This is a genomic window from Corynebacterium sp. USCH3 (assembly GCF_037619475.1).
Classification (GTDB): domain Bacteria; phylum Actinomycetota; class Actinomycetes; order Mycobacteriales; family Mycobacteriaceae; genus Corynebacterium.
On the sequence record NZ_JAQPZT010000006.1, the window covers coordinates 163,174 to 183,059 of the forward strand.

20 protein-coding genes and 1 tRNA gene are annotated in these 19,886 nt (G+C 70.3%); 13 read left to right on the forward strand and 8 right to left on the reverse strand.

The genetic code is table 11. The features are described from left to right. Window positions 1-9: 9 nt before the first annotated feature. Window positions 10-1,239, reverse strand: coding sequence for a sensor histidine kinase (locus tag PQI66_RS13600; protein ID WP_339999064.1), 1,230 nt, complete (start codon window positions 1,237-1,239; stop codon window positions 10-12). Window positions 1,240-1,352: 113 nt separating this feature from the next. On the opposite strand from PQI66_RS13600, the gene PQI66_RS13605 reads away from it, so the two are divergent. Genes PQI66_RS13605 through PQI66_RS13625 form a run of 5 tightly spaced genes read left to right on the forward strand, consistent with a single transcriptional unit; the run spans window position 1,353 to window position 5,405 of the window. Beyond that, complete coding sequence (locus tag PQI66_RS13605; RefSeq protein ID WP_339999065.1) at window positions 1,353-1,901, forward strand: hypothetical protein; 549 nt, start codon at window positions 1,353-1,355, stop codon at window positions 1,899-1,901. Further along, window positions 1,901-2,740, forward strand: a complete 840-nt coding sequence (locus tag PQI66_RS13610) for an alpha/beta-hydrolase family protein (protein WP_339999180.1) — start codon at window positions 1,901-1,903, stop codon at window positions 2,738-2,740. Before PQI66_RS13605 ends, PQI66_RS13610 begins: the two co-directional genes overlap by 1 nt. A 43-nt stretch (window positions 2,741-2,783) precedes the next feature. Continuing rightward, window positions 2,784-3,458: a hypothetical protein gene (locus PQI66_RS13615; RefSeq protein ID WP_339999066.1), complete on the forward strand. Its 675-nt coding sequence runs from the start codon at window positions 2,784-2,786 to the stop codon at window positions 3,456-3,458. After that, window positions 3,442-4,365 (forward strand): hypothetical protein, encoded by a 924-nt coding sequence (locus PQI66_RS13620; RefSeq protein WP_339999067.1) that lies wholly within the window; start codon window positions 3,442-3,444, stop codon window positions 4,363-4,365. The genes PQI66_RS13615 and PQI66_RS13620 overlap by 17 nt, the downstream gene beginning before the upstream one ends. A 32-nt stretch (window positions 4,366-4,397) precedes the next feature. Beyond that, on the forward strand, window positions 4,398-5,405 hold the full coding sequence (locus tag PQI66_RS13625; RefSeq protein WP_339999068.1) for a hypothetical protein: 1,008 nt from the start codon (window positions 4,398-4,400) through the stop codon (window positions 5,403-5,405). On the opposite strand, the gene PQI66_RS13630 is transcribed toward PQI66_RS13625, so the two are convergent. Further along, entirely contained in the window at window positions 5,402-6,409 is a 1,008-nt protein-coding gene (locus PQI66_RS13630) for a prephenate dehydrogenase (RefSeq protein ID WP_445228037.1), read from the reverse strand. The genes PQI66_RS13625 and PQI66_RS13630 overlap by 4 nt on opposite strands. Window positions 6,410-6,447: 38 nt before the next feature. Here PQI66_RS13630 and PQI66_RS13635 point away from each other — a divergent pair, with 38 nt between their 5' ends. The 5 genes from PQI66_RS13635 (at window position 6,448) to PQI66_RS13655 (ending at window position 10,423) form a co-directional block, all read left to right on the forward strand. After that, a complete protein-coding gene (locus tag PQI66_RS13635; protein WP_339999069.1) occupies window positions 6,448-6,984 on the forward strand; it encodes a tRNA adenosine deaminase-associated protein in 537 nt (178 codons plus the stop codon). Beyond that, window positions 6,981-7,463, forward strand: a complete 483-nt coding sequence (locus PQI66_RS13640) for a nucleoside deaminase (protein WP_445228038.1) — start codon at window positions 6,981-6,983, stop codon at window positions 7,461-7,463. Before PQI66_RS13635 ends, PQI66_RS13640 begins: the two co-directional genes overlap by 4 nt. A gap of 67 nt (window positions 7,464-7,530) precedes the next feature. Beyond that, the gene (locus tag PQI66_RS13645) at window positions 7,531-7,698 is read left to right on the forward strand and encodes a hypothetical protein (protein WP_339999070.1); all 168 of its coding nucleotides are present in this window, start codon (window positions 7,531-7,533) and stop codon (window positions 7,696-7,698) included. Window positions 7,699-7,746: 48 nt separating this feature from the next. After that, window positions 7,747-7,836 (forward strand) — tRNA-Ser (locus PQI66_RS13650). Window positions 7,837-7,951: 115 nt separating this feature from the next. Then, window positions 7,952-10,423, forward strand: a complete 2,472-nt coding sequence (locus PQI66_RS13655) for an MMPL family transporter (RefSeq protein ID WP_339999071.1) — start codon at window positions 7,952-7,954, stop codon at window positions 10,421-10,423. Window positions 10,424-10,477: 54 nt separating this feature from the next. On the opposite strand, the gene PQI66_RS13660 is transcribed toward PQI66_RS13655, so the two are convergent. Together PQI66_RS13660 and PQI66_RS13665 are read right to left on the reverse strand one after the other, a co-directional pair. Then, on the reverse strand, window positions 10,478-11,344 hold the full coding sequence (locus PQI66_RS13660) for a sigma-70 family RNA polymerase sigma factor (RefSeq protein ID WP_339999072.1): 867 nt from the start codon (window positions 11,342-11,344) through the stop codon (window positions 10,478-10,480). Then, the gene (locus PQI66_RS13665) at window positions 11,341-11,775 is read right to left on the reverse strand and encodes a carboxymuconolactone decarboxylase family protein (RefSeq protein ID WP_339999073.1); all 435 of its coding nucleotides are present in this window, start codon (window positions 11,773-11,775) and stop codon (window positions 11,341-11,343) included. Before PQI66_RS13665 ends, PQI66_RS13660 begins: the two co-directional genes overlap by 4 nt. Window positions 11,776-12,019: 244 nt before the next feature. Between PQI66_RS13665 and PQI66_RS13670 the strand changes: the two genes are divergently transcribed. Next, window positions 12,020-12,685 (forward strand): phosphotransferase family protein, encoded by a 666-nt coding sequence (locus tag PQI66_RS13670; protein WP_339999074.1) that lies wholly within the window; start codon window positions 12,020-12,022, stop codon window positions 12,683-12,685. A gap of 17 nt (window positions 12,686-12,702) precedes the next feature. On the opposite strand, the gene tgt is transcribed toward PQI66_RS13670, so the two are convergent. Continuing rightward, the gene (gene tgt, locus PQI66_RS13675) at window positions 12,703-14,016 is read right to left on the reverse strand and encodes a tRNA guanosine(34) transglycosylase Tgt (RefSeq protein ID WP_339999075.1); all 1,314 of its coding nucleotides are present in this window, start codon (window positions 14,014-14,016) and stop codon (window positions 12,703-12,705) included. 118 nt (window positions 14,017-14,134) lie between these two features. On the opposite strand from tgt, the gene PQI66_RS13680 reads away from it, so the two are divergent. After that, complete coding sequence (locus PQI66_RS13680; protein ID WP_339999076.1) at window positions 14,135-15,148, forward strand: NADP-dependent oxidoreductase; 1,014 nt, start codon at window positions 14,135-14,137, stop codon at window positions 15,146-15,148. Window positions 15,149-15,238: 90 nt separating this feature from the next. Here PQI66_RS13680 and PQI66_RS13685 read toward each other — a convergent pair whose 3' ends face one another. From PQI66_RS13685 to PQI66_RS13695, 3 genes are all read right to left on the reverse strand, one after another. Continuing rightward, window positions 15,239-16,450 carry an HNH endonuclease signature motif containing protein gene (locus PQI66_RS13685; RefSeq protein WP_339999077.1) on the reverse strand — a complete coding sequence of 404 codons (1,212 nt, stop codon included), beginning with the start codon at window positions 16,448-16,450 and terminating at the stop codon, window positions 15,239-15,241. Between the two features lie 136 nt (window positions 16,451-16,586). Continuing rightward, window positions 16,587-18,269 (reverse strand): ABC1 kinase family protein, encoded by a 1,683-nt coding sequence (locus PQI66_RS13690; protein WP_339999078.1) that lies wholly within the window; start codon window positions 18,267-18,269, stop codon window positions 16,587-16,589. Further along, entirely contained in the window at window positions 18,253-18,846 is a 594-nt protein-coding gene (locus PQI66_RS13695) for a PadR family transcriptional regulator (protein ID WP_339999079.1), read from the reverse strand. The genes PQI66_RS13690 and PQI66_RS13695 overlap by 17 nt, the downstream gene beginning before the upstream one ends. A gap of 100 nt (window positions 18,847-18,946) precedes the next feature. Between PQI66_RS13695 and gluQRS the strand changes: the two genes are divergently transcribed. Next, window positions 18,947-19,867, forward strand: coding sequence for a tRNA glutamyl-Q(34) synthetase GluQRS (gene gluQRS / locus PQI66_RS13700; RefSeq protein WP_339999080.1), 921 nt, complete (start codon window positions 18,947-18,949; stop codon window positions 19,865-19,867). The last annotated feature ends 19 nt before the right edge of the window (window positions 19,868-19,886 follow it).

Below are 19,886 nucleotides of genomic sequence, written 5' to 3' on the forward strand. Positions count from 1 at the left end.
GCCGTCACGTTACCGGGTGGGGAGGGGCACGCCCGCGGTGACGGTGAATCCGCCGTCCGCGGCGGGCAGCGCGGTGAAGGTGCCGCCGACGGCGCGCACCCGGGCCGACATGCCCTGGATCCCCGCGCCACCGCTGTGCTCCGGCGGGACGATCGCGCCGGCGGCCGCCGGACCGTTGTCGACGGTGAGCGTGGCCCAGCCGTCCTCCAGCTCCAGGTCCACGAGCACCGTGCCGCCGGGGGCGTGGCGCGAGGCGTTCGCCAGGGACTCCTGCAGGACGCGGTGCAGGACGACACCGGTGGTGTCGTCGAGCGCGGCGACCACCGGGTCGACGGTCTGCGGCGACCAGGTCACGTCCATCCCCGCCCGACGTGCGGCCTGCAGTGTCGGCCCGATCTGGTCGGTGCCCACCGGGGTCGTGGTCCCGGACTCGGCGTCGCTGCGCAGCACGCCGAGCAGTTCGCGGACCTGGTTGAGTGCCTCGCGGGCGGTGTCGGACAGGGAGTCGAACTCGGCGTGGATCGCCGGGGTGACCCCCTGCAGCCGGTAGGGGGCGGACTGCGCCTGCACCACGATCATCGACATCTGGTGGGCCACGACGTCATGCAGGTCCCGGGCCAGCCGGTTGCGCTCCTCGGCCATGACCCGCATCTCGGACTGTTCGCTGGTCCGGGTCTCCTCGCGGCGCAGGTCCCGCCGGGACGCCAGCAGCCAGCGCAGCAGCAGGCACACCAGCGTCCACACCAGTGCCCCGACGACCCAGCCGACGACGACCTCCCCGGGGTTGAAGAGCATCAGCACCACCGTGCCGGCCACGGCGGCGGCGACGGCGTCCCGGGGACCGCGCACGACGACCACCGCCAGGGTGAACGCCAGGGCGAGGTGGAACGGCACCGGCCAGCCGAGCATGAACCCCGGCTCGCCGCGCAGCGGCACGCTCACCAGGCAGGCCAGCGCCACCATCAGCCACGACGGCCAGGGGTGCCACAGTGACGCCAGGACCGGCCACGTCCCCAGCACCGCCAGCAGCGGGACGATCGCCGGGTGCAGCGAGTGGGTCACGAAGTAGGTCGGCCACGCGGTGGCGAAGAGGATCCCGGTGAACACCACGGTCAGGAACAGGACGAGCGGGGGCACACCGGCGTGGGCCGCGGTTCGGTCCACGGCGTGCCGCACGGGTCGGGCGACCGGGGCGAGGATGGCGGCGGTGCGGCGGGACGGGCTCTTCGTGCGTCTCATGGGGGAGACGCTAGTCGGGCCGCGGGTCCCCCGGATCCCCCTGGAGAGTGAGATCGACAATCACCCTGCGGAGGGATCCGGGCGGCGGATGGCGCTGCCTAGCGTTCCGGACCATGACACGCCGCATGACACGCCGCAGAAGAATCCTCGCCTCCGTATCGCTCGCCGCCACCGTCCTTGCCGCCGGGGCAGTCGCCCCGCCCGTCGGGTCGGCGGCGGAGCCCCGCACGGCGACGGGCAGCGTCGGCACCGTCGGCGCGGTCGACGCCGCCGACACCCTCGCCGCCGGGGCGACGGGGACGTCCTACTTCTCCGAGGAGCTCGTCGCCGAACTCGGCTACCGGCCGGGCACGCAGGACGGGCACGCCATGAACCCCGACGGTGACTGTTCCTCGCCGGTCCCGCTCCCGGAGTCCTTCGAACCCGCCTGCATGACCCACGACCTCGGCTACGACCTGTTGCGCGTCGCCGACCGCACCGGTGAGTCGATCCCGGCGCACACCCGTCGTGACCTCGACCGGCAGATGGCCGAGCAGATGCGCGCGTCCTGCGACGGTGCCGCCGGGTGCCGGGCGATGGCCGGTGTCGCCCATGCCGCCGTCGCCGCGAACACGCTGCGACAGCACAACGGTGCTCCGGTGGAGGAGTGGTTCCCGTGGTGATGCAGCAGGACGCACCGGTGTCCGGACGGGAGCGGACACCGCGACGCTGGGTGCTCCTCCTGGTCGGACTCCTCCTCTGGCAGGCGGCGGGCCCACTGGCCGGGATGACGTGGTGGATGTTCGACGAGGGGCCGCTGATGCAGCACCCCCGTGACGTCCTCACCGAGACCTCCCCGGTGGGCGCGGTGCGTGTCTACGGTGACTACCCCGGGCAGGACGCCGCTGCCGCGGCACGCAGGACCGTCGACACGCTCGTCGCGGACGGCGGGTTCTCCAAGGACGTGGTGGTGGTCGCCCTGCCGACAGGCTCCGGCTGGGTCGACCCGGAGCAGGTCGAGGCCGTCGAGGACTGGGCCGGCGGCGACGTGGCGACGGTGTCCGTCCGTTACGCGCACACACCGTCTGCGGTGGCGTACCTGATGCGCCCGGACCTGGCGGAGGCGTCGGCGACGGCACTGCTCCAGGAGGTCGTCGACCGGGTCTCCGGCCTGCCGTCCGGTGGTCGTCCGGACGTCGTCGTACAGGGCCAGAGCCTCGGTGTCGGGGCGGGGATGGCCGCGGTGGAGGCGGTGACGGCACCGGTGGCGGCGCAGCTGTGGCAGGGCCGTCCCGGCACGGTCGCGGCACCGCGGGTCGACCGGTGCACCGTCGACCAGGTCAACGCCGATGATCCGGTGGCACGCCTGAGCCTGCGGCTGCTCGCCGATCCGGTGGCGGCGGCCGGTGTCCTGGCCGACCTGCCGGGCTCGGCGTCGTCGACACCGGGGACACGGCACAGCTACCGGGCGGTCCTGCCGCCGGACGGCTGCCTCACGCACCGCGCCGGTGCCCTACACTGAATCTCACCGAAGAATTCTGTGTGTGGAGAGGTAAGGGCTGACGATGGCTGACAACGACGGCTGGGGACGCCGCGACGGCGGACAGGACCCCTACCCGCAGTGGGGTCAGGCCGCCGGCGGCCAACCCGACTGGGGCCGGCAGACCGCCCCGCAGACCGCCCCGCAGCCGGGGACGCCGCCGGGGAACACGGGCGGCGGCTCGGCCGGGCGGATCCTCCTGGTGGTCATCCCGGTGCTGATCATCGTCCTCGTCGCCGCCCTGCTGGTCTGGAAGTGGGACGACCTCTTCGGCTCCGGTGGTGACACCGCCGCGCCGGGAGCGATGACCAGTCAGGCCGCCCCGTCGACCAGTGAGGAGACGAGCCCGGAAACGAGCCCGGAAACGAGCCCGGAGACCAGCAGTGCCGCCCGGCCCGACCGGCCGAACCTGCCGTCCGGTGCGGAACCGGTGAACGAGGCGGCCCGCGGCAACGACCCCACCGGCGACTTCAACTCCGTGTACAAGTCCCCGCCCTCCGGCGACAACTACACCAGCGACGAGTTCGCCCAGGCTGTCCGGGACGCCTTCGTCGCCGCGTACCTCGACAACCGCGAGACCGACCAGACCATCGACGTCCGTAGTCCCGTCACCGGCGACAGCTACACGATGACGTGCACCGACGAAGGAAGTTACGTTCACTGCGCCGGCGGGAACAACGCGAATGTCTACATTGCGTAGCCGGGCGGGGTGGGCCGCCTCCGGGCTCATGGCGACGTTGCTGTTGAGCGGCTGCGTCATCGGCGAGGTCGACCGCGACGAACCGACCGGCACCCCGGCACCTTCGTCCGACACGGCGGTGGTGACCACGGGCCCGGCGCCGACGACGGGCGGTGCCACGTCCACGGCGCCGCCTCCCGGACCTCCCGGTGACGGCGGGACGGTGGAGGTCCCCGAGTCCGACGGCAGCGTCGGGGTCGTCCTGCTCGACGACGGTGAACGGCGTTCCGGCGGGTCGCTGGCCGGCCTCGCCGACGCCGCATGGTCCACGAGCAAGGTCCCGTTGGCCGTCGCCGCGCTGAACAACGCCCCGGGCGACCAGGAGATCACCGCCCAGATGCGCCAGGCGATCACCGTCTCCGACAACGCCGCCGCCGACGCGCTCTGGGCGTCCCTCGGGGATCCGGCGGACGCCGCCGCGGCCGTGCAGGACGTCCTGCGCGAGGGCGGGGACACGTCCACCACCGTGCCCGCCGAGAAGCGGCGTGCCGAGTTCAGCACCTTCGGTCAGACCACCTGGAGCCTCGACGACCAGGCGGTCTTCGCGTCGGGGCTGCGCTGTGTCACCGGTTCGGCCCCGGTCCTCGAGGCCATGGGGCAGGTGGGTGTCGACCAGTCCTACGGGCTCGGGCAGTTCGACGGCGCCCGGTTCAAGGGCGGCTGGGGGCCGGGGGAGGACGGCACCTACCTGGTCCGTCAGTTCGGACTGGTCCCCGCCGACGACGGCACGGTGGTGCCTGTCGCCGTGGCCGCCACCGCGCCCGACGGTAGCTACGCCTCGGCGCAGGCGGTGTTGAACCAGGTGGCCGAGGCGCTGCGGGACACCGTCCGCGGTGCTCACGGGGTGGCCACGGACGGCGACTGCTGACATCGCCACGTCGTGGGCTAGTGTCGGAGGCTGTGGTACGCAGGGCAGCGAAGTCAGGGAGAACAACGGGCACGCATCACCGTGCGCCGGCGACCGGTCAGGGGGCAGGTCCGCGACCGGCGAACCAGCGGAGTCTCTGGGTCGTCGGCGGGCTGCTGCTCGCGATCCTGAGCGTGGCCGTCTTCCTCAACGGTCTCGCCGCGGACGACGGTGACGAGGCGGAGCGCAACCGCCGGGCGCTCGAACAGGACGTCGCCGCGTCCTCGGCACCGACCTCGGAGGAGGAGGCGGAGAACATCCGCGTCGCGCTGGCCGGGCTCACCGAGGAGATCGAGGGCGAGTTCGGCGTGACCGCCGGGGCGACGATGCGCGCCGGCGGCGGAATCGTGCACGTCGGTGAGATCCAGGAGGCCCCGGCACTGTCGTCGATCAAGGTCCCGGTGTCGGTGGCCGCGGTGCAGAAGGCCCTGCGCGACGGCCGGCCCGTCGAGGAGCTGACCGGCGACATCGACCAGGCCATCACCGTCTCGGACAATGACGCGGCCCTGCGGCTCTGGGAGACGCTGGGCACCGACGACGAGGCCGCCGCCGCGCTCGGCGGGGTGCTGAGCCAGGGCGGTGACCCGACCGACACCACCGCCGACTGGAGCCGCGACGACTACGAGGGTTTCGGTGACATCGGCTGGACCCTCGACCACCAGACGATCTTCGCCAACCGCATGGCCTGCGTGCTGGGCTCCGAGCAGCCCCTCGACGCGATGGGACGGCTCGCCGAGGAGCACAGCACCGGACTCGCCCAGCTCGAGGGCTCCCGGGTGAAGGGTGGCTGGGGCGACACCGCCGACGGCAGCTTCATCCTGCGGGAGTTCGGGCTCGTCGGCCCCGTCGACGCCCAGGTGCCCGTCGCCGTCGCGGTGATCCCGGAGGACGGGCAGGAGGAGACCGCCCGGGCGGCGGTCGCCGAGATGGCCCGGCGGATCGCACCCCTGGTCGACGAGTCCTCCGCCACCGGCGGCGCCGCGGAGTGCCAGGCAGGCTAGAAGATACTGATCTGCGCGCCGAGGGTCTCGGCGTAGTGCAGCTGCCCGACCCACCCCGGTGCCCCCGGCCGGACGCGGATCATCGGCCGGGCGGACGGGGCCTCCCGCGTCCGCCCGGCGCGGGCCTCGTACCGCAGGCGGGCGTCGTGGCCGTCACGGGTGATCTGGCCGAGGTCGCCGGCGGGGTCGGCGAGGGCGTCCCGCGCGGAGGTCAGCAGGGCGAGCGTCTCGTCCAGTGCGGTGACCAGGGCCTTCCGGTTGTTCTCGCACATCGCCTGCACCAGGTGCGGTGCCGTGCCCGCCACCCGCGTGCCGTCGCGGAAGCTCGTGGCCGCCAGGGACAACGCCAGCGCGCCCCCCTGGTCCGCGGTGACCGACAGCGCCTCGGCGAGGACGTGCGGCAGGTGGGAGACCCGGGCGACCGCGCCGTCGTGCGCCGCGGTCCGTGCCGGCACGACGACCGCACCGGTGGACACCGCCATCTCCACCACCCGACGCCAGACGTCGACCCAGGCCGGGTCGTCCCGCGCGTTGTCGTGGGTGACCACCCACACCGCGTCCCGGAAGAGCCCACACATCGTGGCGTCCCAGCCGGAGTCCGCCGTGCCGGCCATCGGGTGCCCGCCGACGTAGCGTCCCGCCAGACCGTGGTCGGTGACCAGCGACAGGACGTCCCCCTTCACGCTGACGACATCGGTCAGTCCGCAGTCCGGGGCATGCTCGGCGACCGCCTCCAGCAGCGACGGCAGGGCGGGGACGGGGACTCCCAGCACGAGGAGGGCGTCCTGTTCCGCGGCGCGGCGCAGCGTGCCCACCAGGTCGCCGGAGACGTCGACACCGTCGGCCGCGGCAGCCTCCACCGTGGCCTGCGACCGGTTCCACCCGAACACCGGACGGCCTGCTCCGCGCAGGTCGCGTACCAGGCTGCCGCCGATCAGACCCAGGCCGAGCACACAGACGGGGCGGGGGGACGCGGCGGCGGGGGACGGGGACACGGTGTTCACCTTTCAAGTGTGGCACAGGGCGACTACGGTTAGCGACCATGAGTGGATTCGTCGTCGCAGCCGAACTCGCCGAGGGTGACTCCGGCGGCGCGTCGTGGCGCCTGCGCGTCCTGCAGAAGAAGGTCCCCGGCGGTCTGCCGCCCCTGCTCGCCGACCTCGGCCGGTTGCGCGCCGCCGGTGTGCTGCTCGGCATGGTCTGCGTCGAGGACGACTGGTGTGCGCTGGTGCGCCCCGGTCCCCGCGGGCCCCAGCTGCTGCTCAGCGACGCCTCCGTCGTCGTCGAGGACGACGACGAACCCGGCATCGACCTCGCCCGTGACATCCTCGCCGAACTCGACGTCGACGGCCCCACCGACGAGGACATCGACGACGCCGACGACCCCGACGCCCCCTGGCCCGACGGCGACTTCGACATCCTCACCGACCTCGGCGTCAGCGACCAGGTCCTGTCGGTCATCCTCGACGACGGCGACATGCTCGCCACCGAGCAGCTCATGCGTGTCGCCGAGGAACTCGGGTTCGACGACGACCTCGCGGAGATCCTCGACAGCCTCGGGTACACCGGGTGGGAGTGACCGGCTCCGGTCTGCCCCGGTCCGCCGGCGAGACCCGGGACGACGCCCTGATGCGGCGGGCACTCGCCGTCGCCGCGTCCACACCGGACGGCGACGTCCCCGTCGGGGCCGTCGTCCTCGACCCCGACGGCCGGGAACTCGCCTGTGCCACGAACCGTCGGGAAGCGGACGCCGACCCCACCGCCCACGCCGAGGTGCTCGCCCTGCGTGCCGCGGCGACGGCGCTCGGCGACGCGTGGCGGCTGGAGCACTGCACCCTCGTCGTCACCCTGGAACCGTGCGCCATGTGCGCCGGTGCCGCCGTCGGTGCCCGCGTCGGACGGATCGTCTTCGGCGCCTACGAGCCGCGGACCGGGGCCTGCGGGTCCGTGGTCGACGTGGCCCGGGAGTCGCCGCTGCACACCGTCGCCGTGCGCGGCGGCGTGCTGGTGGACGAGTGCGAGGAGCGTGTCCGCGGGTTCTTCCGCGGACGGCGCTGAGCATCTATTCTTGGTTCTCGTCAGAGTACGACTCAGATTGACGTCCCCAACGGAAAGGGTGGACACCATGGATCTCGGAGGACTGGCGGACAAGGCCAAGAAGGCCGTCAACGACAACCGTGACCAGGTCGAGAAGAAGGCCGGAGAGGTCATCGACAAGGTCACCGACGGAGACAAGGCGGACAAGGCGAAGAACACGCTGAAGGGCGGACTCGACAAGCTGTCCGGCAAGTAGCATCCCGCGTTTTGCCCGACGGGGTGCAGGTGATGTAGCTTTGTCGGCGGTGGCGTGACCGAGCGGCCGAAGGTACTCGCCTCGAAAGCGAGCGTCGTGTAACAGCGACCGGGGGTTCAAATCCCTCCGCCACCGCCAGTGGAAAACCCTCCCGGGAGACCGGGAGGGTTTTTCTGTCGGTGGGTCATCTGCCGGCGGCACGGGCTAGGATTGTCTCTCGCACTGTGCTCCTACGTGGAAGGCTGGCCTCTCCGTGGCTCTTTTCCTGTTCCGGCTCGGCCGGTGGTCCTACCTGAGGCGGTGGCTCGTCATCGGGATCTGGGCGGTCCTGCTCGCCGCCGTCGGTGGCGGGTCGCTGGTGATCCAGAAGGGCTACAACGACGTCTTCAGCATCGACGGGGTGCCGTCCCAGCACGCCACCCGGATGCTCATGGACGAGTTCCCCGGCACGGACAACCCCGCCGAGGCGTCCGACGTGAACCTGGTGTTCCAGGCACCGGAGGGGGAGAGGCTCAGCGACGAGAAGTACATGGGTGTCCTCGACGAGGTCGTCGAGGCCGTCCGTACCACCGTCGACGACTTCGGGGACGACTCGTCCTTCGGTAATCCGGTCGACACCAACGAGCAGCAGTCCCGGCTTGTCATCGACACCTCGACCGAGATGGGGCTGCCGCGTGACGTCGCCGAGGCCGACGCCGCCAACGTCGCCACCCTCAGCCCCGACGGGCGGACCGGCACCACGTCCTTCGCCTTCGACGTCGACCTTCCCGCCGACGTCACCACCGCGGACAAGGACGCCGTCAACGAGGCACTCGACATCGCCCGCGACGCCGGGCTGAAGGCGGAGGCCGGCGGCGCCGGTTTCGGTGACCCCATCGTCATCGAACCGATCAGTGAGGCGATCGGCCTGCTGGCCGCGTTCGTCATCCTGTTCATCGCCTTCGGCTCACTCATCGCCGCCGGTATGCCGCTGATCAGCGCGGTCGTCGGTGTGGGCATCGGGGCCCTCGGCATCACCGGTGCGACCGCCTTCGTCCCGCTGAACAACATCACCCCGGTGCTGGGGATCATGCTGGGCCTGGCCGTCGCCATCGACTACGCCCTGTTCATCATGAGCCGTTACCGCGATGAACTCCGGCACGGTCGCTCCCGGCCCGACGCCACAGGCCTGGCGGTGGGAACCGCCGGCTCGGCCGTGGTCTTCGCCGGGCTGACCGTGATCATCGCCCTGGTCGGCCTACGCGTGGCGAACATCGAGTTCCTCACCTACATGGGCTACGCCGCCGCGGCGACGGTGTTGCTCTCCGTCTTCGTGGCGCTCACCCTGGTGCCTGCCCTGTTCGGTGCCTTCGGCGGCCGCGTCTTCCGCAAGGATGCGGCGACCGGGGCGAAGGTCCGCGAGGGCATGACCGTCGAGGAGGCCGACGACGCGGTGGCGGCGTCGCTGGCCTCCGGGAGCAGAGGCTCCCGGCGGCGGGCCCGTGGGCAGCACGAGAAGAAGGCACGCGTGTCCTTCGGAACCCGGTGGGTGCAGCTCGTCCACCGTGCCCCCGGCGGGTTCCTGCTCATCGTGATCGTCTCCCTGGTGCTGCTCACCCTGCCGGCGATGAACCTGCAGCTCTCGTTGCCGTCCGACAAGACCTCCCCGGTGGACAGCACCCAGCGCCAGTCCGCGGAGATGCTGGAGGAAGGCTTCGGTCCGGGCCGAAACTCACCGTTCCTCGTCATCGTCAACACCGACGACGTCAACCCCGACTCCGCCGCCCTGGCACCGCTGGTCTCCAGCGGGATCGAACCGGCCCAGGCCGCGTTCGTCACCGTCAAGGACCGGCTGGGCAACAACGTCGGCGTGAAGCACTCGCAGCTGATCGCCGCGTCCGAGGACGGGTCGACCGCGCAGATCCTCGTCACCCCGGAGACGGGCCCGACCGACGAACGCACCGCACAACTGATCCAGCAGCTCCGGACCCAGCAGGAGGTCCTGGAGAACGAGACCGGGGTGGACATGGGCATCACCGGCCTGGTCCCGATCCAGCAGGACGTCACCGACCGGTTGTCCGACGCGATGCCGGTCTACCTCGCCCTCGTCGTCGGCCTGGCACTGGTGCTGCTGCTCATGGTCTTCCGGTCGCTCATGGTGCCGGTCATGGCCGCCGCGGGGTTCCTGTTGTCCGTGGGAGCGGCCTTCGGCGTGACCGTGCTGTTCTGGCAGGAGGGGCTCTGGGGCCTGATCAACTCTCCCGGCCCCCTGATCAGCTTCATGCCGATCTTCCTCATCGGTGTCACCTTCGGCCTGGCGATGGACTACCAGGTGTTCATCGTGTCCCGGATGAGGGAGCGCTTCACCCTGCACAGTCACGAGGCGGCGAAGACCAGCAGGTACAACGCCGTCGAGGACTCGGTGATCGGTGGCTTCGGACTCGGTGCCAAGGTGGTCACGGCCGCGGCGCTGATCATGATCTGCGTCTTCGCCTCCTTCATCGCCCAGCCGTTGCCGTTCATCCAGATCTTCGGCTTCGCCCTGGGCGTCGGCGTGCTGTTCGACGCCTTCTTCATCCGCATGACCCTGATCCCCGCCCTGATGTTCCTGTGCGGACGCGCCACCTGGTACATGCCGCGCTGGCTGGACCGGATTCTGCCGTCGGTGGACGTCGAGGGCGCGAAGCTGGAGGACGCCTACGCCTCCGGGAAGGTCCGGCGGATGGAGGACGCACCGGAGAAGTGAATCTGAGCCACCGCAGGGGTCATTCCGGAGCCGTTCCGTGACCCCGGCGGTGGCTCAGGTGACATCCCGTGCCGTCCTGACTTTGTGGGGGTTCTGCTGGATCTGGATCCCGGTGACCCCACCGGTCTCATCGGTCTCGAGGGCGATGACGCGGGTCATGTCCGCAGAGACGGCGCGCAGCACCGGCCCGGCCACGGTGTCGACCACCGAGACCCGCGGCATGCCGTACTTGCCGACGAGGCCGGCGAGGAACCGTCCGACCCGGTCGCTGCCGTGGACCGGGTTGCGGGCGGCCTTCGTGAGGCCGCCGGAGTCGGTCCACAGGACGCAGCCCTCGGAGAGCTGCTCGATGAGCGAGGGGAGGTCGCCGTCATCGAGGGCGGCGGCGAGGGCATCCAGGTGCGACCGTTCTGCCAGTCGGGGGACGGGTCCGTCCGCCGGTGGTGTGGCCAGCGCCGTCCTGGCCCGCCGCAGACGTTGCCGCGTCGCGGACGGCGTGCTGCCGACCACCTCCGCGATCTCCTGGTGGGCCATCCCCGCGACGTCGGCGAGCACGACGACCACCCGGTCCACGGGACGCAGGGACTGGAGGATCCGGACGAACGCCAGGTCGACGCCTTCGCCGAGGACGAGCCGGTCGGCCGGGTCAGCGTCCTGTACGACGACCTCGGGTAGCGAGGGGCCGACGTAGGTCTCCCGGTGTCGTGCCGCGGTGGTCGCGGCGTCGAGGGCCAGGCGGGACACCACGACGGTCAGCCAGGCGGCGACGTCCCGCGGTTCCTGCGCGGTCCCCGTGGCCCGGTGCAGGCGCAACCATGCCTCGGACACCACGTCCTCGGCATCCTCCCAGGTTCCGAGCACGGTGTAGGCGAGGCCGAGCAGACGTGGTCGTTCCCGGGACCAGGTGTGCGAAGCCGTCATTTCTGCGAGAGTACGCCGAGCCGGTTCCACATGTTGATCGCCGCGATCTCGCTGATCAGTGCGCCGGTGGTCTTCTCCCCGAACTCCTCGAGCACCTTCTCCTGGAGGTCGACGTCGAAGTCGGCGTCCTCGCTGAGCCGGGTGCCGGCGGTGGTGAACGCGAGGACCAGGTCGTCGGACGCGCTGAAGCGGGCGTCGGTCCCGTCCGGTGTCCAGTTCCGGACCGCATCAATCCAGTCCTGGCCGAAGTCGTGCTTGAGGGCCTCGTCGGAGTGCATGCCGATGCAGAAACGGCATCCGTTGAGGAAGGAGGCGCGGAGTTCGACGAGCAGGCGGGTGCGGCGGTCGAGGCCGCTGCGTGCGGCGAGTTCGAACGCCCCCGCCGCGGCGTAGGTGCGTTTGCGGGTCTTCATCAGGTCCAGGTGGGCCATGGTCGGTACTCCTCGGGTAGTAGGGTGGACACAGGAGAGACGGCACAGCATGCTGTGGTGTGACAACTGGTAGGTCAGAGGCATTGCCGGACGGTGTCCGTCTGTCGTGCTGGTCGAGGACCTGTCCTGGGGATTGACGGACACCCGCGTACTCCACACCGAGGCAAACGGGCAGGCGATCATCGTTAAGGCAGCCGGTAGGCGGAACAAACATATCGGGCGGGAGATCACGGGACGGCGGACCATGCCCACTGTTCTCCTCCGCCGTGGAGCTGTCGGCGCGGTCCTTGCCGCCGACCGGAACCTGAACGTGGTCGCCGTCGACTATCTCGATGGTCAGCTGGTCGAGGGGACGGATGCCGAGTACGATCCGGGCGTCCACCGGCAGGCGGGTGCGCTGCTGGCGGAGATCCACCGGCAGCCGGTGCCGGAGAGCATGGATTCCCCGGACTACGAGTCACGGATGACGGCCAAGACACTGGTACTCCTCGACCGTAACCACCGGATCAGCGCGAACACCGTGCGCGCGGTCAGGCAGGTGCTTGCCGACAGCGCCCGACGCGCCGCGCAGGTGGCCCCTGCCCGTCGGGTCCCCACACACGGTGACTGGCAGCCGCGTAACTGGCTGATCGACGGCGCCACACTGAAGATCATCGACTTCGGACGTTTCGACGTCCGGAGTGCGGAATCGGATCTGGGCCGGCTCGCTGTGCAGCAGTGGCGGGGACGCCCCCATCTTGAGCAGGCTTTTCTGGAGGGGTACGGTTCCGACCCCCGGGATCCGCGCACGTGGGCGGTCAACCAGGTCCGGGAAGCGGTGGGGACGGCAGTCTGGGCGCGGGAGGTCGGGGACCGCGCCTTCGAGCGCCAGGGGCACCGTATGCTCGCGGAGGCCCTGGAGCTGTTCTGAGGCGCGATACGTGAGGATCAGGGCTGGCGTCCGCGCAGTTCCGGGGGAGTGTCCGCGTAATAGCGGCCGAGGAACTCGTCGCGGTACTCCTCGAACCGGCCCTCCTCGATGGAGGTCCGGATGTTGCGGGTCAGCGTGGCCATGAAGTGGATGTTGTGCAGGGTGCACAGCGTCCCCGCCAGGAACTCCTTCGCACGCAGCAGGTGGTGGATGTAGGCCCGGGTGTAGTTCTCGCAGACGTAGCCGCCGAGTCCGGCGTCGATCGGGATGAAGTCACGGCGGTGGCGTCCCGCCATGAGGTTCAGCCGGCCGTCCAGCGTGTACACCCCGCCGCGACGTGCCAGCCGGGTCGGCGCCACGCAGTCGAAGGTGTCCGCTCCCGCGGCGATGGCGGTGAACAGGTCGTCCGGCTCCGAGATCCCCAGCATGTGGCGGGGCTTGTCGTCCGGCAGTTCATCGCAGACCCAGCCGGTGATGACACCGAGGTTCTCCTTCTCCAGGGCACCGCCGATCCCGAAGCCGCCGAAGCCACGGAGACCGGCGTCCTGCGCCTCGGTCGAGAGGTCCACGAGACCGCGTGCGGCCTTGCGGCGCAGGTCCTCGTACTGCGCGCCCTGCACCACACCCCACAGCGACTGCAGTGGACGGTGGGTGCGTTCGCGGGTCAGCCGGTCGTGCTCGACCAGGCAGCGGCGGGCCCACCGGTGGGTCCGCTCCACCGACTCCTCCTGGTAGGTCCGGGTGTCGACCAGGGTGGTCAGCTCGTCGAAGGCGAACATGATGTCCGCGCCGAGTCCGTGCTGGATCTGCATCGACTTCTCCGGGGTGAACCGGTGCTTCGACCCGTCGATGATGCTGCGGAAGTCCACGCCGTCCTCGTCGACCAGGGCCATGCGCTCCTTCTTCGCCGCGCGGATGTCGCCCTCGGTGAGGTTCGCGACATCCATCGCGAGGACCTTCTTGAACCCGACGCCCAGGCTCATGACCTGGAATCCGCCGGAATCGGTGTACGTCGGGCCGTGCCAGTTCTCGAACGCCGCGACCCCGCCGGCGGTGTCCACGATGTCCTCGCCCGGCTGAAGGTAGAGGTGGTAGGCGTTCGACAGCACCGCCTCCGCACCCGTCGACCGGACCTGCTCCGGGGTCAGGGTCTTCACCGTCGCCTTCGTCGCGACGGGGATGAAGGCGGGCGTGCGTATGTCACCGTGCGGTGTGTGGATCACACCGGTGCGTCCGTGGGCGGATGCGCCGTCGACGGTGCCCACGCGGCTGCCGAGCTCGAAGGTGGTGTCGGTAGCTGTGGGGGCCGGGGGGACGGCGGACTCAGTCATGGTGGTCGAGTCTATCGGAGTCCTGTTCCCGTCCTGTGTGCCGTTGACAGGTTCGGTGGTTACCCTCGGCGGGCGGAGAAACGAACTCCGGTCCCGACCCCATCAAGGAGATGCCTCCATGACCACCGCACGCCAGATCGTCCTCGCCAGCCGCCCGGAGGGGGCGCCGACCGCGGAGAACTTCCGCACCGAGGAAGTGACGTTGCCGCAGGTCGGCGATGGTGAACTGGAACTGAAGGTGCAGTACCTCTCCCTGGACCCCTACATGCGGGGGCGGATGAGTGCGGCGAAGTCCTACGCCGCGCCCGTCCCCGTCGACGGAGTCATGACGGGGGAGACCGTCGCCGAGGTGACCGTCTCGCGTCACCCCGACTTCGAAGTCGGCGACCTCGTCCAGGCGCACACCGGGTGGTGCACCCACGCCGTGGTCCCGGCGACGCACGTCCGGACCCTGCAGACTCACGGTGCCCCGGCGACAGCCGCCCTCGGTGTGCTGGGGATGCCCGGGTTCACGGCCTACTCCGGGATGAAGGTCATCGGCCAGCCGAAGAGGGGGGAGACCGTCGCCGTCGCCGCGGCGTCCGGCCCCGTCGGCTCGATGGTCGGGCAGCTCGCCCAACTCGCCGGGGCCCGCGCCGTCGGTATTGCCGGAGGCCCGGAGAAGTGCGCTTTCGTCCGTGACGAGCTCGGTTTCGATGCGGTGGTGGACCACCGTGCCCCCGATTTCGCCGGGAAACTCGCGGAGGCCTGCCCCGACGGCGTCGACGTGTACTACGAGAACGTCGGCGGCGCGGTATGGGACGCCGTTCTTCCGCTGCTGAACAAGTTCGCCCGCGTGCCGGTGTGCGGCCTGGTCGCCCAGTACAACGCCACCGGTGTGGGGGAGCGCGACAGACTGCCGCGGGTGATGGGCACCATCCTGTCGCAGAGTCTGCTGATCCGTGGATTCATCCAGACCGAGTTCGCCGAGGAGTACTACCCGCAGTTCCTCGCTGAGATCGGGCCGAAGGTCGCCGATGGGTCGATCGCGTACCGGGAGCAGGTCGTCGACGGCTTCGACAACGCCCCCGACGCCTTCATCGGCATGCTCGAAGGCAGGAACTTCGGGAAACTCGTCATCAAGGTCGACTGAGTTACTACGGGCGTGCTGGTGTGCTCGGCGGTCAGGGGTGGTGACCGTCGAGTACGTGTGCCTGGGCCCCGCCTGCCTGTGGGGCGGGGGTCAGTCGGGGTGCCTCACCGGTGACAGTGGCCCGGCGGCGACGGTGGTGGTGTGTATCCCGCCGGGCCCGGCCCAGTGCAGTGTGACCGCGTCATCCAGACTGGTGGGGTGCCAGACTCGGGCGGTTTTCAGCATATGGTGGGTCCGGCACAGACTGATCCCGTTGGCCACACTGGTCGGCCCGTCACTTCCTGGGTCGGTGTGTGGGGAGTTGACCAGGTGGTCGTGCTCGCAGCCGTCAGCGGGCACCAGGCAGCCGGGGAAGCGGCAGTGCCCGTCGCGGCCCTGGATCCAGGCTTTCTGCACGGTGGTGAACCGGTAGGCGGTGGTATCGGGGATCTCCGCAGCCTCGGGCAGTTCGCGTACCCGGGTTGCCAGGGCGGTGAGTTCTGCGCCGGTGGTGGGGCTGGCCCATCCGCTGCCCAGGATGTAGCACGGCTGGTCCGGGTGGGTCTGGTAGGCGTTCACGGTGACGGTCAACTGGTCACGGTGTCCGCCGAGCAGGCTGAGGACGACCTGCCCACGGCAGTGGGCCATCACCGGCGCTGACGGGGTCTGCGGGACAACCTGGGTCCTCTCCGTCTTCTCTGTCATTGTTTCCCGGCGGATCTCCAGGGCTGCGGTGCTGATCGCCGACCACACCGCCTCGGCGGTGAGCTGACTGCCGCAGTCCAGGGTCAGCCGGGTGCCCCGGCGGGTCAACGACACAGCGCCGGCCTCTTGTGTCTCGGTGGTCTCCACGATCAGTGGGGCCACTCGGCACAGGACTTCGTCGGTGACGTCGGCCAGGGCGGTGTGGCAGGTGATGCCGGTGTTTTGGATCCAGTTGGCCACACCCAGGGCGACAGCGGCATCGACAGCGTCGACGGTGGTGGGTATCTGTGCTCCGGTGGTGGCCAGGGCGCGGGTGTGCCGGTTGATCCGGGTCCAGATAGCATCCAGGTGATCGACCGAATAGCGCCCGTCGGTGCGTAGGGAGGAGAACAGGTCGGGCATGCGTGCCGCCAGGTCGGCGGCGTGGGTGTAGCGGTGGGCTTCGCGCGGTGTTCTGCGTCGTACGGCCAGGGCGGTGGAGTGACGGGTGTCTTCTGGGATGGTGGTCAAAAAGGCCACCAGGTCGAGTTCGGCGGTGTTGACCGCCACGGCGTACTGGTTGGCCAGGGTGGTGTAGGTCTTGCCGGTGGTGGGTTCGGTGGTGTGGGTGCTGGTCATGGTGTCCCCTCCTCGGATACGAACACTGTATCGCAGAGGGCCGACACGAAAACCGGAAGAACGTCCTTTATCGAACGTGTGTTCTATTCACTGCGGCGGATGCCGTGTGGGCGTGGCCACCGACGGTCGTGGGGGGTCAGCCCGCCCCGCGACCGCCGACCAGTGCGTAGAGCAACGGCAGGACGGAGACGACCATCATGGCCGTGCCGACTGCCGGGACGCTGCCGCGGAGTACCGCGCCGGCAATGACCAGTCCGACGAAGATGATCGCGGCGACGACACGTACCGCCGCACGTTCCAGACGTTTGAGTTGCCGCTCGACCTGCGGGGTATTGACGGACAGGTCGCCGCTCTCGATCATGGTGATCGCGTTGTCCAGGCGTCGGGGCAGGCGGCCGAGCACCCGGGCCGTGGTCGCCGTCGTCGTGAGCGCACGACGTGCCAGGTCCTTCGCCGAGGAACCGGCCCGCTCCCGGATCAGTCGCGCCGCGAAGGGCTCTACCGAATCCCAGATGTTGAACCGGGGGTCCAGGGTGGAGCACAGCCCGGAGAGCATCGACACCGCCCGCATGATCAGCAGGAAGTTCTCCGGGAGCTGGAACGGCAGCGAGCGGATGACATCACGGAACCGCCGGGCGAAGTCCTCGAACTCCCGGGGGTCGACGTGCTGCAGGTCCATCACCCCCATCCCGCCGAAGCGGGCGAAGAGCTCGGTCACCGCCACCTGCAGTTCCGCGGTGTCCGCGGTCGGGAGCAGTACCCCGAGCTGCTTCATCGCGGCCACCATGCCGGCCCCGTCCTGCATGCCGACGGCGACGACGAGGTCCTGCAGGTGCGCCTTGAGTTCATCGTCCACGGTGCCGGTCATCCCGAAGTCGATGAAGGTCAGACGGAAGTCACCTCTCCCACCGGTGGGAGTGACGAAGATGTTCCCCGGGTGGGGGTCGGCGTGGAAGTGACCGGTCTCGAAGAGCTGGGTGAACATCGACGCGGCGAGTCGCTCTGCCACGTCCGACGGGTCGATGCCTGCCGTACACAGGCCGGCGGTGTCGCTGATCTTGATCGCCGTGACGTCCTGCAGCGTGAGGACGCGACGGACGCTGCGTTCCCACACGACCTGCGGTGCGTCCGTGCCACCGGACAACTCCGTGCGGAAGGCTTCGGCCTCCGCCGCCTCGTGCAGGTAGTCGATCTCCTCGTAGCTGGTGCGGGCGAACTCCTCGACCAGGGCGGGGACGTCGGCGCGGGCGGCGATGAACCGGATCCGCGACAGCCAGCCGGCGATGCGCCGTAGCGCGGCCAGGTCGACCTCCACGATGTCGGCGATACCCGGCCGCTGGATCTTCACGACGACGTCGGTGACACCGGCCTCCGCGGCGTCGGTGGCCCGCAGCCGGGCCTTGTACGCCTGACCCAGGGACGCGGCGGCCAGGGGCTCCGACGAGATCGCCTCGAAGGCGTGGTCGAGCGGCATCCCGAGTTCGGACTCCGCGAGCCGGCGCATGGCGGCGAACCCCTCCGCCGGCACCTTGTCCTGCAGTTCGGCGAGCTCACCGGTGACACCGGCAGGAAGGATGTCGATCCGGGTCGACATGAACTGGCCGACCTTGATCATCAACCCGCCGAGACCGAGGGCCAGCGAGCGGAATCTCGCGGCGGCGCGGATGAGCCGCTGCTCCTGACCACGCTGGCTGAGTCTGCGCAGTCCGAGACGTGGCAGCACCAGCTCGAACCACCACATCTGTACCATCAGCCGCACACCGAAGGCGGTGATGCGCCGGTAGCGGCGGCGGAGGTGCCGGTCAGTCGTCGTCGCCACCGTGGTCCTCGGCGAGGATGCCGTAGATCTTCCGGCGGGTCTCGTCGAGCAGCTCGGTGGCACGACGTCGCTGGTCCTCGGTGCCGCTGATGCCGATCTGGTGCACCGCCTGCCCCAGCTTCACCCCGGACTTCGGCAGCTCGCCACGACCGTCGAACAGCCGGGAGAAGGCGTCCCACGGTGTCTGGGTGCCGTCATCCTCGGAGCCCCCGGACTCATTGGCCTCGGCCTGTCCGGCGTCGGTCAGGGTGTAGGTGCGACGGCCGTCCGACTCCGCCACGGTGGCCAGCCCGTCGTCGACGAGGAGCTGGAGCTCCGGGTAGATGTCCGCGGCGCCGGGGGCGTCGCTGCCGTCCTGCTCCGCGATTTCGCGGACGACCTGGCCCCCGTGCCGGGGCCCGCGGGAGAGGACGTCGAGGACCGCGGCGTGCACGCTGCGTGTCGGGCGCTGCGGCCGCTCGATCTGGTCCGGGGAGGGAACCTGGAACGGGAGGTACCCCCGCACGTTCTCGAGGAGGTTCCACAGCGCCGCCGGGTCCGGGGCGCCGTCGTATCGGTTCTGGTGAGAGTATCCCATGTCAGCGCCTCCATGCGCCTGGTGACGGATAGGTGGACGGCACCCACGCTACAACCGTTCCCTGGACGCTGCCTGGGAGCGTCCGGTTATCCTGAACGCCATGACTGACTCGTCCGGCCCCCGCGCCAACGGCCGCTACGCCCCCAGCCCCAGCGGCGACCTGCACCTCGGCAACCTGCGTACCGCCGTGCTCGCCGAGGCGTGGGCGAGGACGACCGGACGGGGGTTCGTCCTGCGCATCGACGACATCGACGCGTCCCGCTCCTCCGAGGTGTCCGCCGACCGTCAGCTGGAGGACCTCGAGTCGGTGGGCCTGACCTGGGACGGGGCGGTGGCGCGGCAGTCAGGGACGGTCGACCGGTACGCCGTCGCACTGGAACGGCTGCAGGAGGACGGCCTGGTCTACGAGTGCTACTGCTCCCGGAAGGACGTCCGCGAGGCCGCCCGCGCTCCGCACGTCGTCCCCGGGCACTACCCCGGCACCTGCCGGGACCTTGACGAGGCAGAGCGGGAGCGCCGACGGGACGTCCTCGCCGCGGAAGGACGGGTGCCGTCGCTGCGGCTGCGTGCCCAGGTGAGTGAGTGGACGGTGCGGGAAGCTTTCGCCGTCGAGGGCGGGTGCCACACCGGCGACGTGGACGACATGGTGCTGCGGCGTGGCGGTGCCGGGCAGGACACCGGTTTCGCCTACAACCTCGCCGTCGTCGTCGATGACACACTCGCCGGTGTCGACCAGGTCGTCCGTGGCGACGATCTGCTGAGCTCCGCTCCGCGGCAGGCGTACCTGGCGCATCTTCTGGAGCTGCCGGAGGTGGAGTACGTACACGTCCCCCTGGTGCTCGGGCCCACGGGCGAGCGGTTGGCGAAGAGGGACGGCGCGGTCACCCTGCGCGAGATGCCGGGCGAGACGCTCAAGGAGAAGGGCCGCGTCGCGCGGGAGTGGATCGACCGCTCGATCGGGGAGACGGCGTTGGCCGACCCGAGGCTACTGAGCCATGAGCCGGTGACCTGGGAGGGGTGACCTCAGGGACACGCCCCCC

Excerpts from the sequence above, each read along its gene's own strand:
- tgt (WP_339999075.1), bottom strand. The coding sequence starts at position 14,016 with ATGACTGAGTCCGCCGTCCCCCCGGCCCCCACAGCTACCGACACCACC.
- PQI66_RS13635 (WP_339999069.1), top strand. The coding sequence starts at position 6,448 with ATGAGTGGATTCGTCGTCGCAGCCGAACTCGCCGAGGGTGACTCCGGC.
- PQI66_RS13660 (WP_339999072.1), bottom strand. The coding sequence starts at position 11,344 with ATGACGGCTTCGCACACCTGGTCCCGGGAACGACCACGTCTGCTCGGC.
- gluQRS (WP_339999080.1), top strand. The coding sequence starts at position 18,947 with ATGACTGACTCGTCCGGCCCCCGCGCCAACGGCCGCTACGCCCCCAGC.
- PQI66_RS13665 (WP_339999073.1), bottom strand. The coding sequence starts at position 11,775 with ATGGCCCACCTGGACCTGATGAAGACCCGCAAACGCACCTACGCCGCG.
- PQI66_RS13670 (WP_339999074.1), top strand. The coding sequence starts at position 12,020 with ATGCCCACTGTTCTCCTCCGCCGTGGAGCTGTCGGCGCGGTCCTTGCC.
- PQI66_RS13615 (WP_339999066.1), top strand. The coding sequence starts at position 2,784 with ATGGCTGACAACGACGGCTGGGGACGCCGCGACGGCGGACAGGACCCC.
- PQI66_RS13645 (WP_339999070.1), top strand. The coding sequence starts at position 7,531 with ATGGATCTCGGAGGACTGGCGGACAAGGCCAAGAAGGCCGTCAACGAC.
- PQI66_RS13695 (WP_339999079.1), bottom strand. The coding sequence starts at position 18,846 with ATGGGATACTCTCACCAGAACCGATACGACGGCGCCCCGGACCCGGCG.
- PQI66_RS13600 (WP_339999064.1), bottom strand. The coding sequence starts at position 1,239 with ATGAGACGCACGAAGAGCCCGTCCCGCCGCACCGCCGCCATCCTCGCC.
- PQI66_RS13605 (WP_339999065.1), top strand. The coding sequence starts at position 1,353 with ATGACACGCCGCATGACACGCCGCAGAAGAATCCTCGCCTCCGTATCG.
- PQI66_RS13685 (WP_339999077.1), bottom strand. The coding sequence starts at position 16,450 with ATGACCAGCACCCACACCACCGAACCCACCACCGGCAAGACCTACACC.
- PQI66_RS13680 (WP_339999076.1), top strand. The coding sequence starts at position 14,135 with ATGACCACCGCACGCCAGATCGTCCTCGCCAGCCGCCCGGAGGGGGCG.
- PQI66_RS13610 (WP_339999180.1), top strand. The coding sequence starts at position 1,901 with ATGCAGCAGGACGCACCGGTGTCCGGACGGGAGCGGACACCGCGACGC.
- PQI66_RS13620 (WP_339999067.1), top strand. The coding sequence starts at position 3,442 with ATGTCTACATTGCGTAGCCGGGCGGGGTGGGCCGCCTCCGGGCTCATG.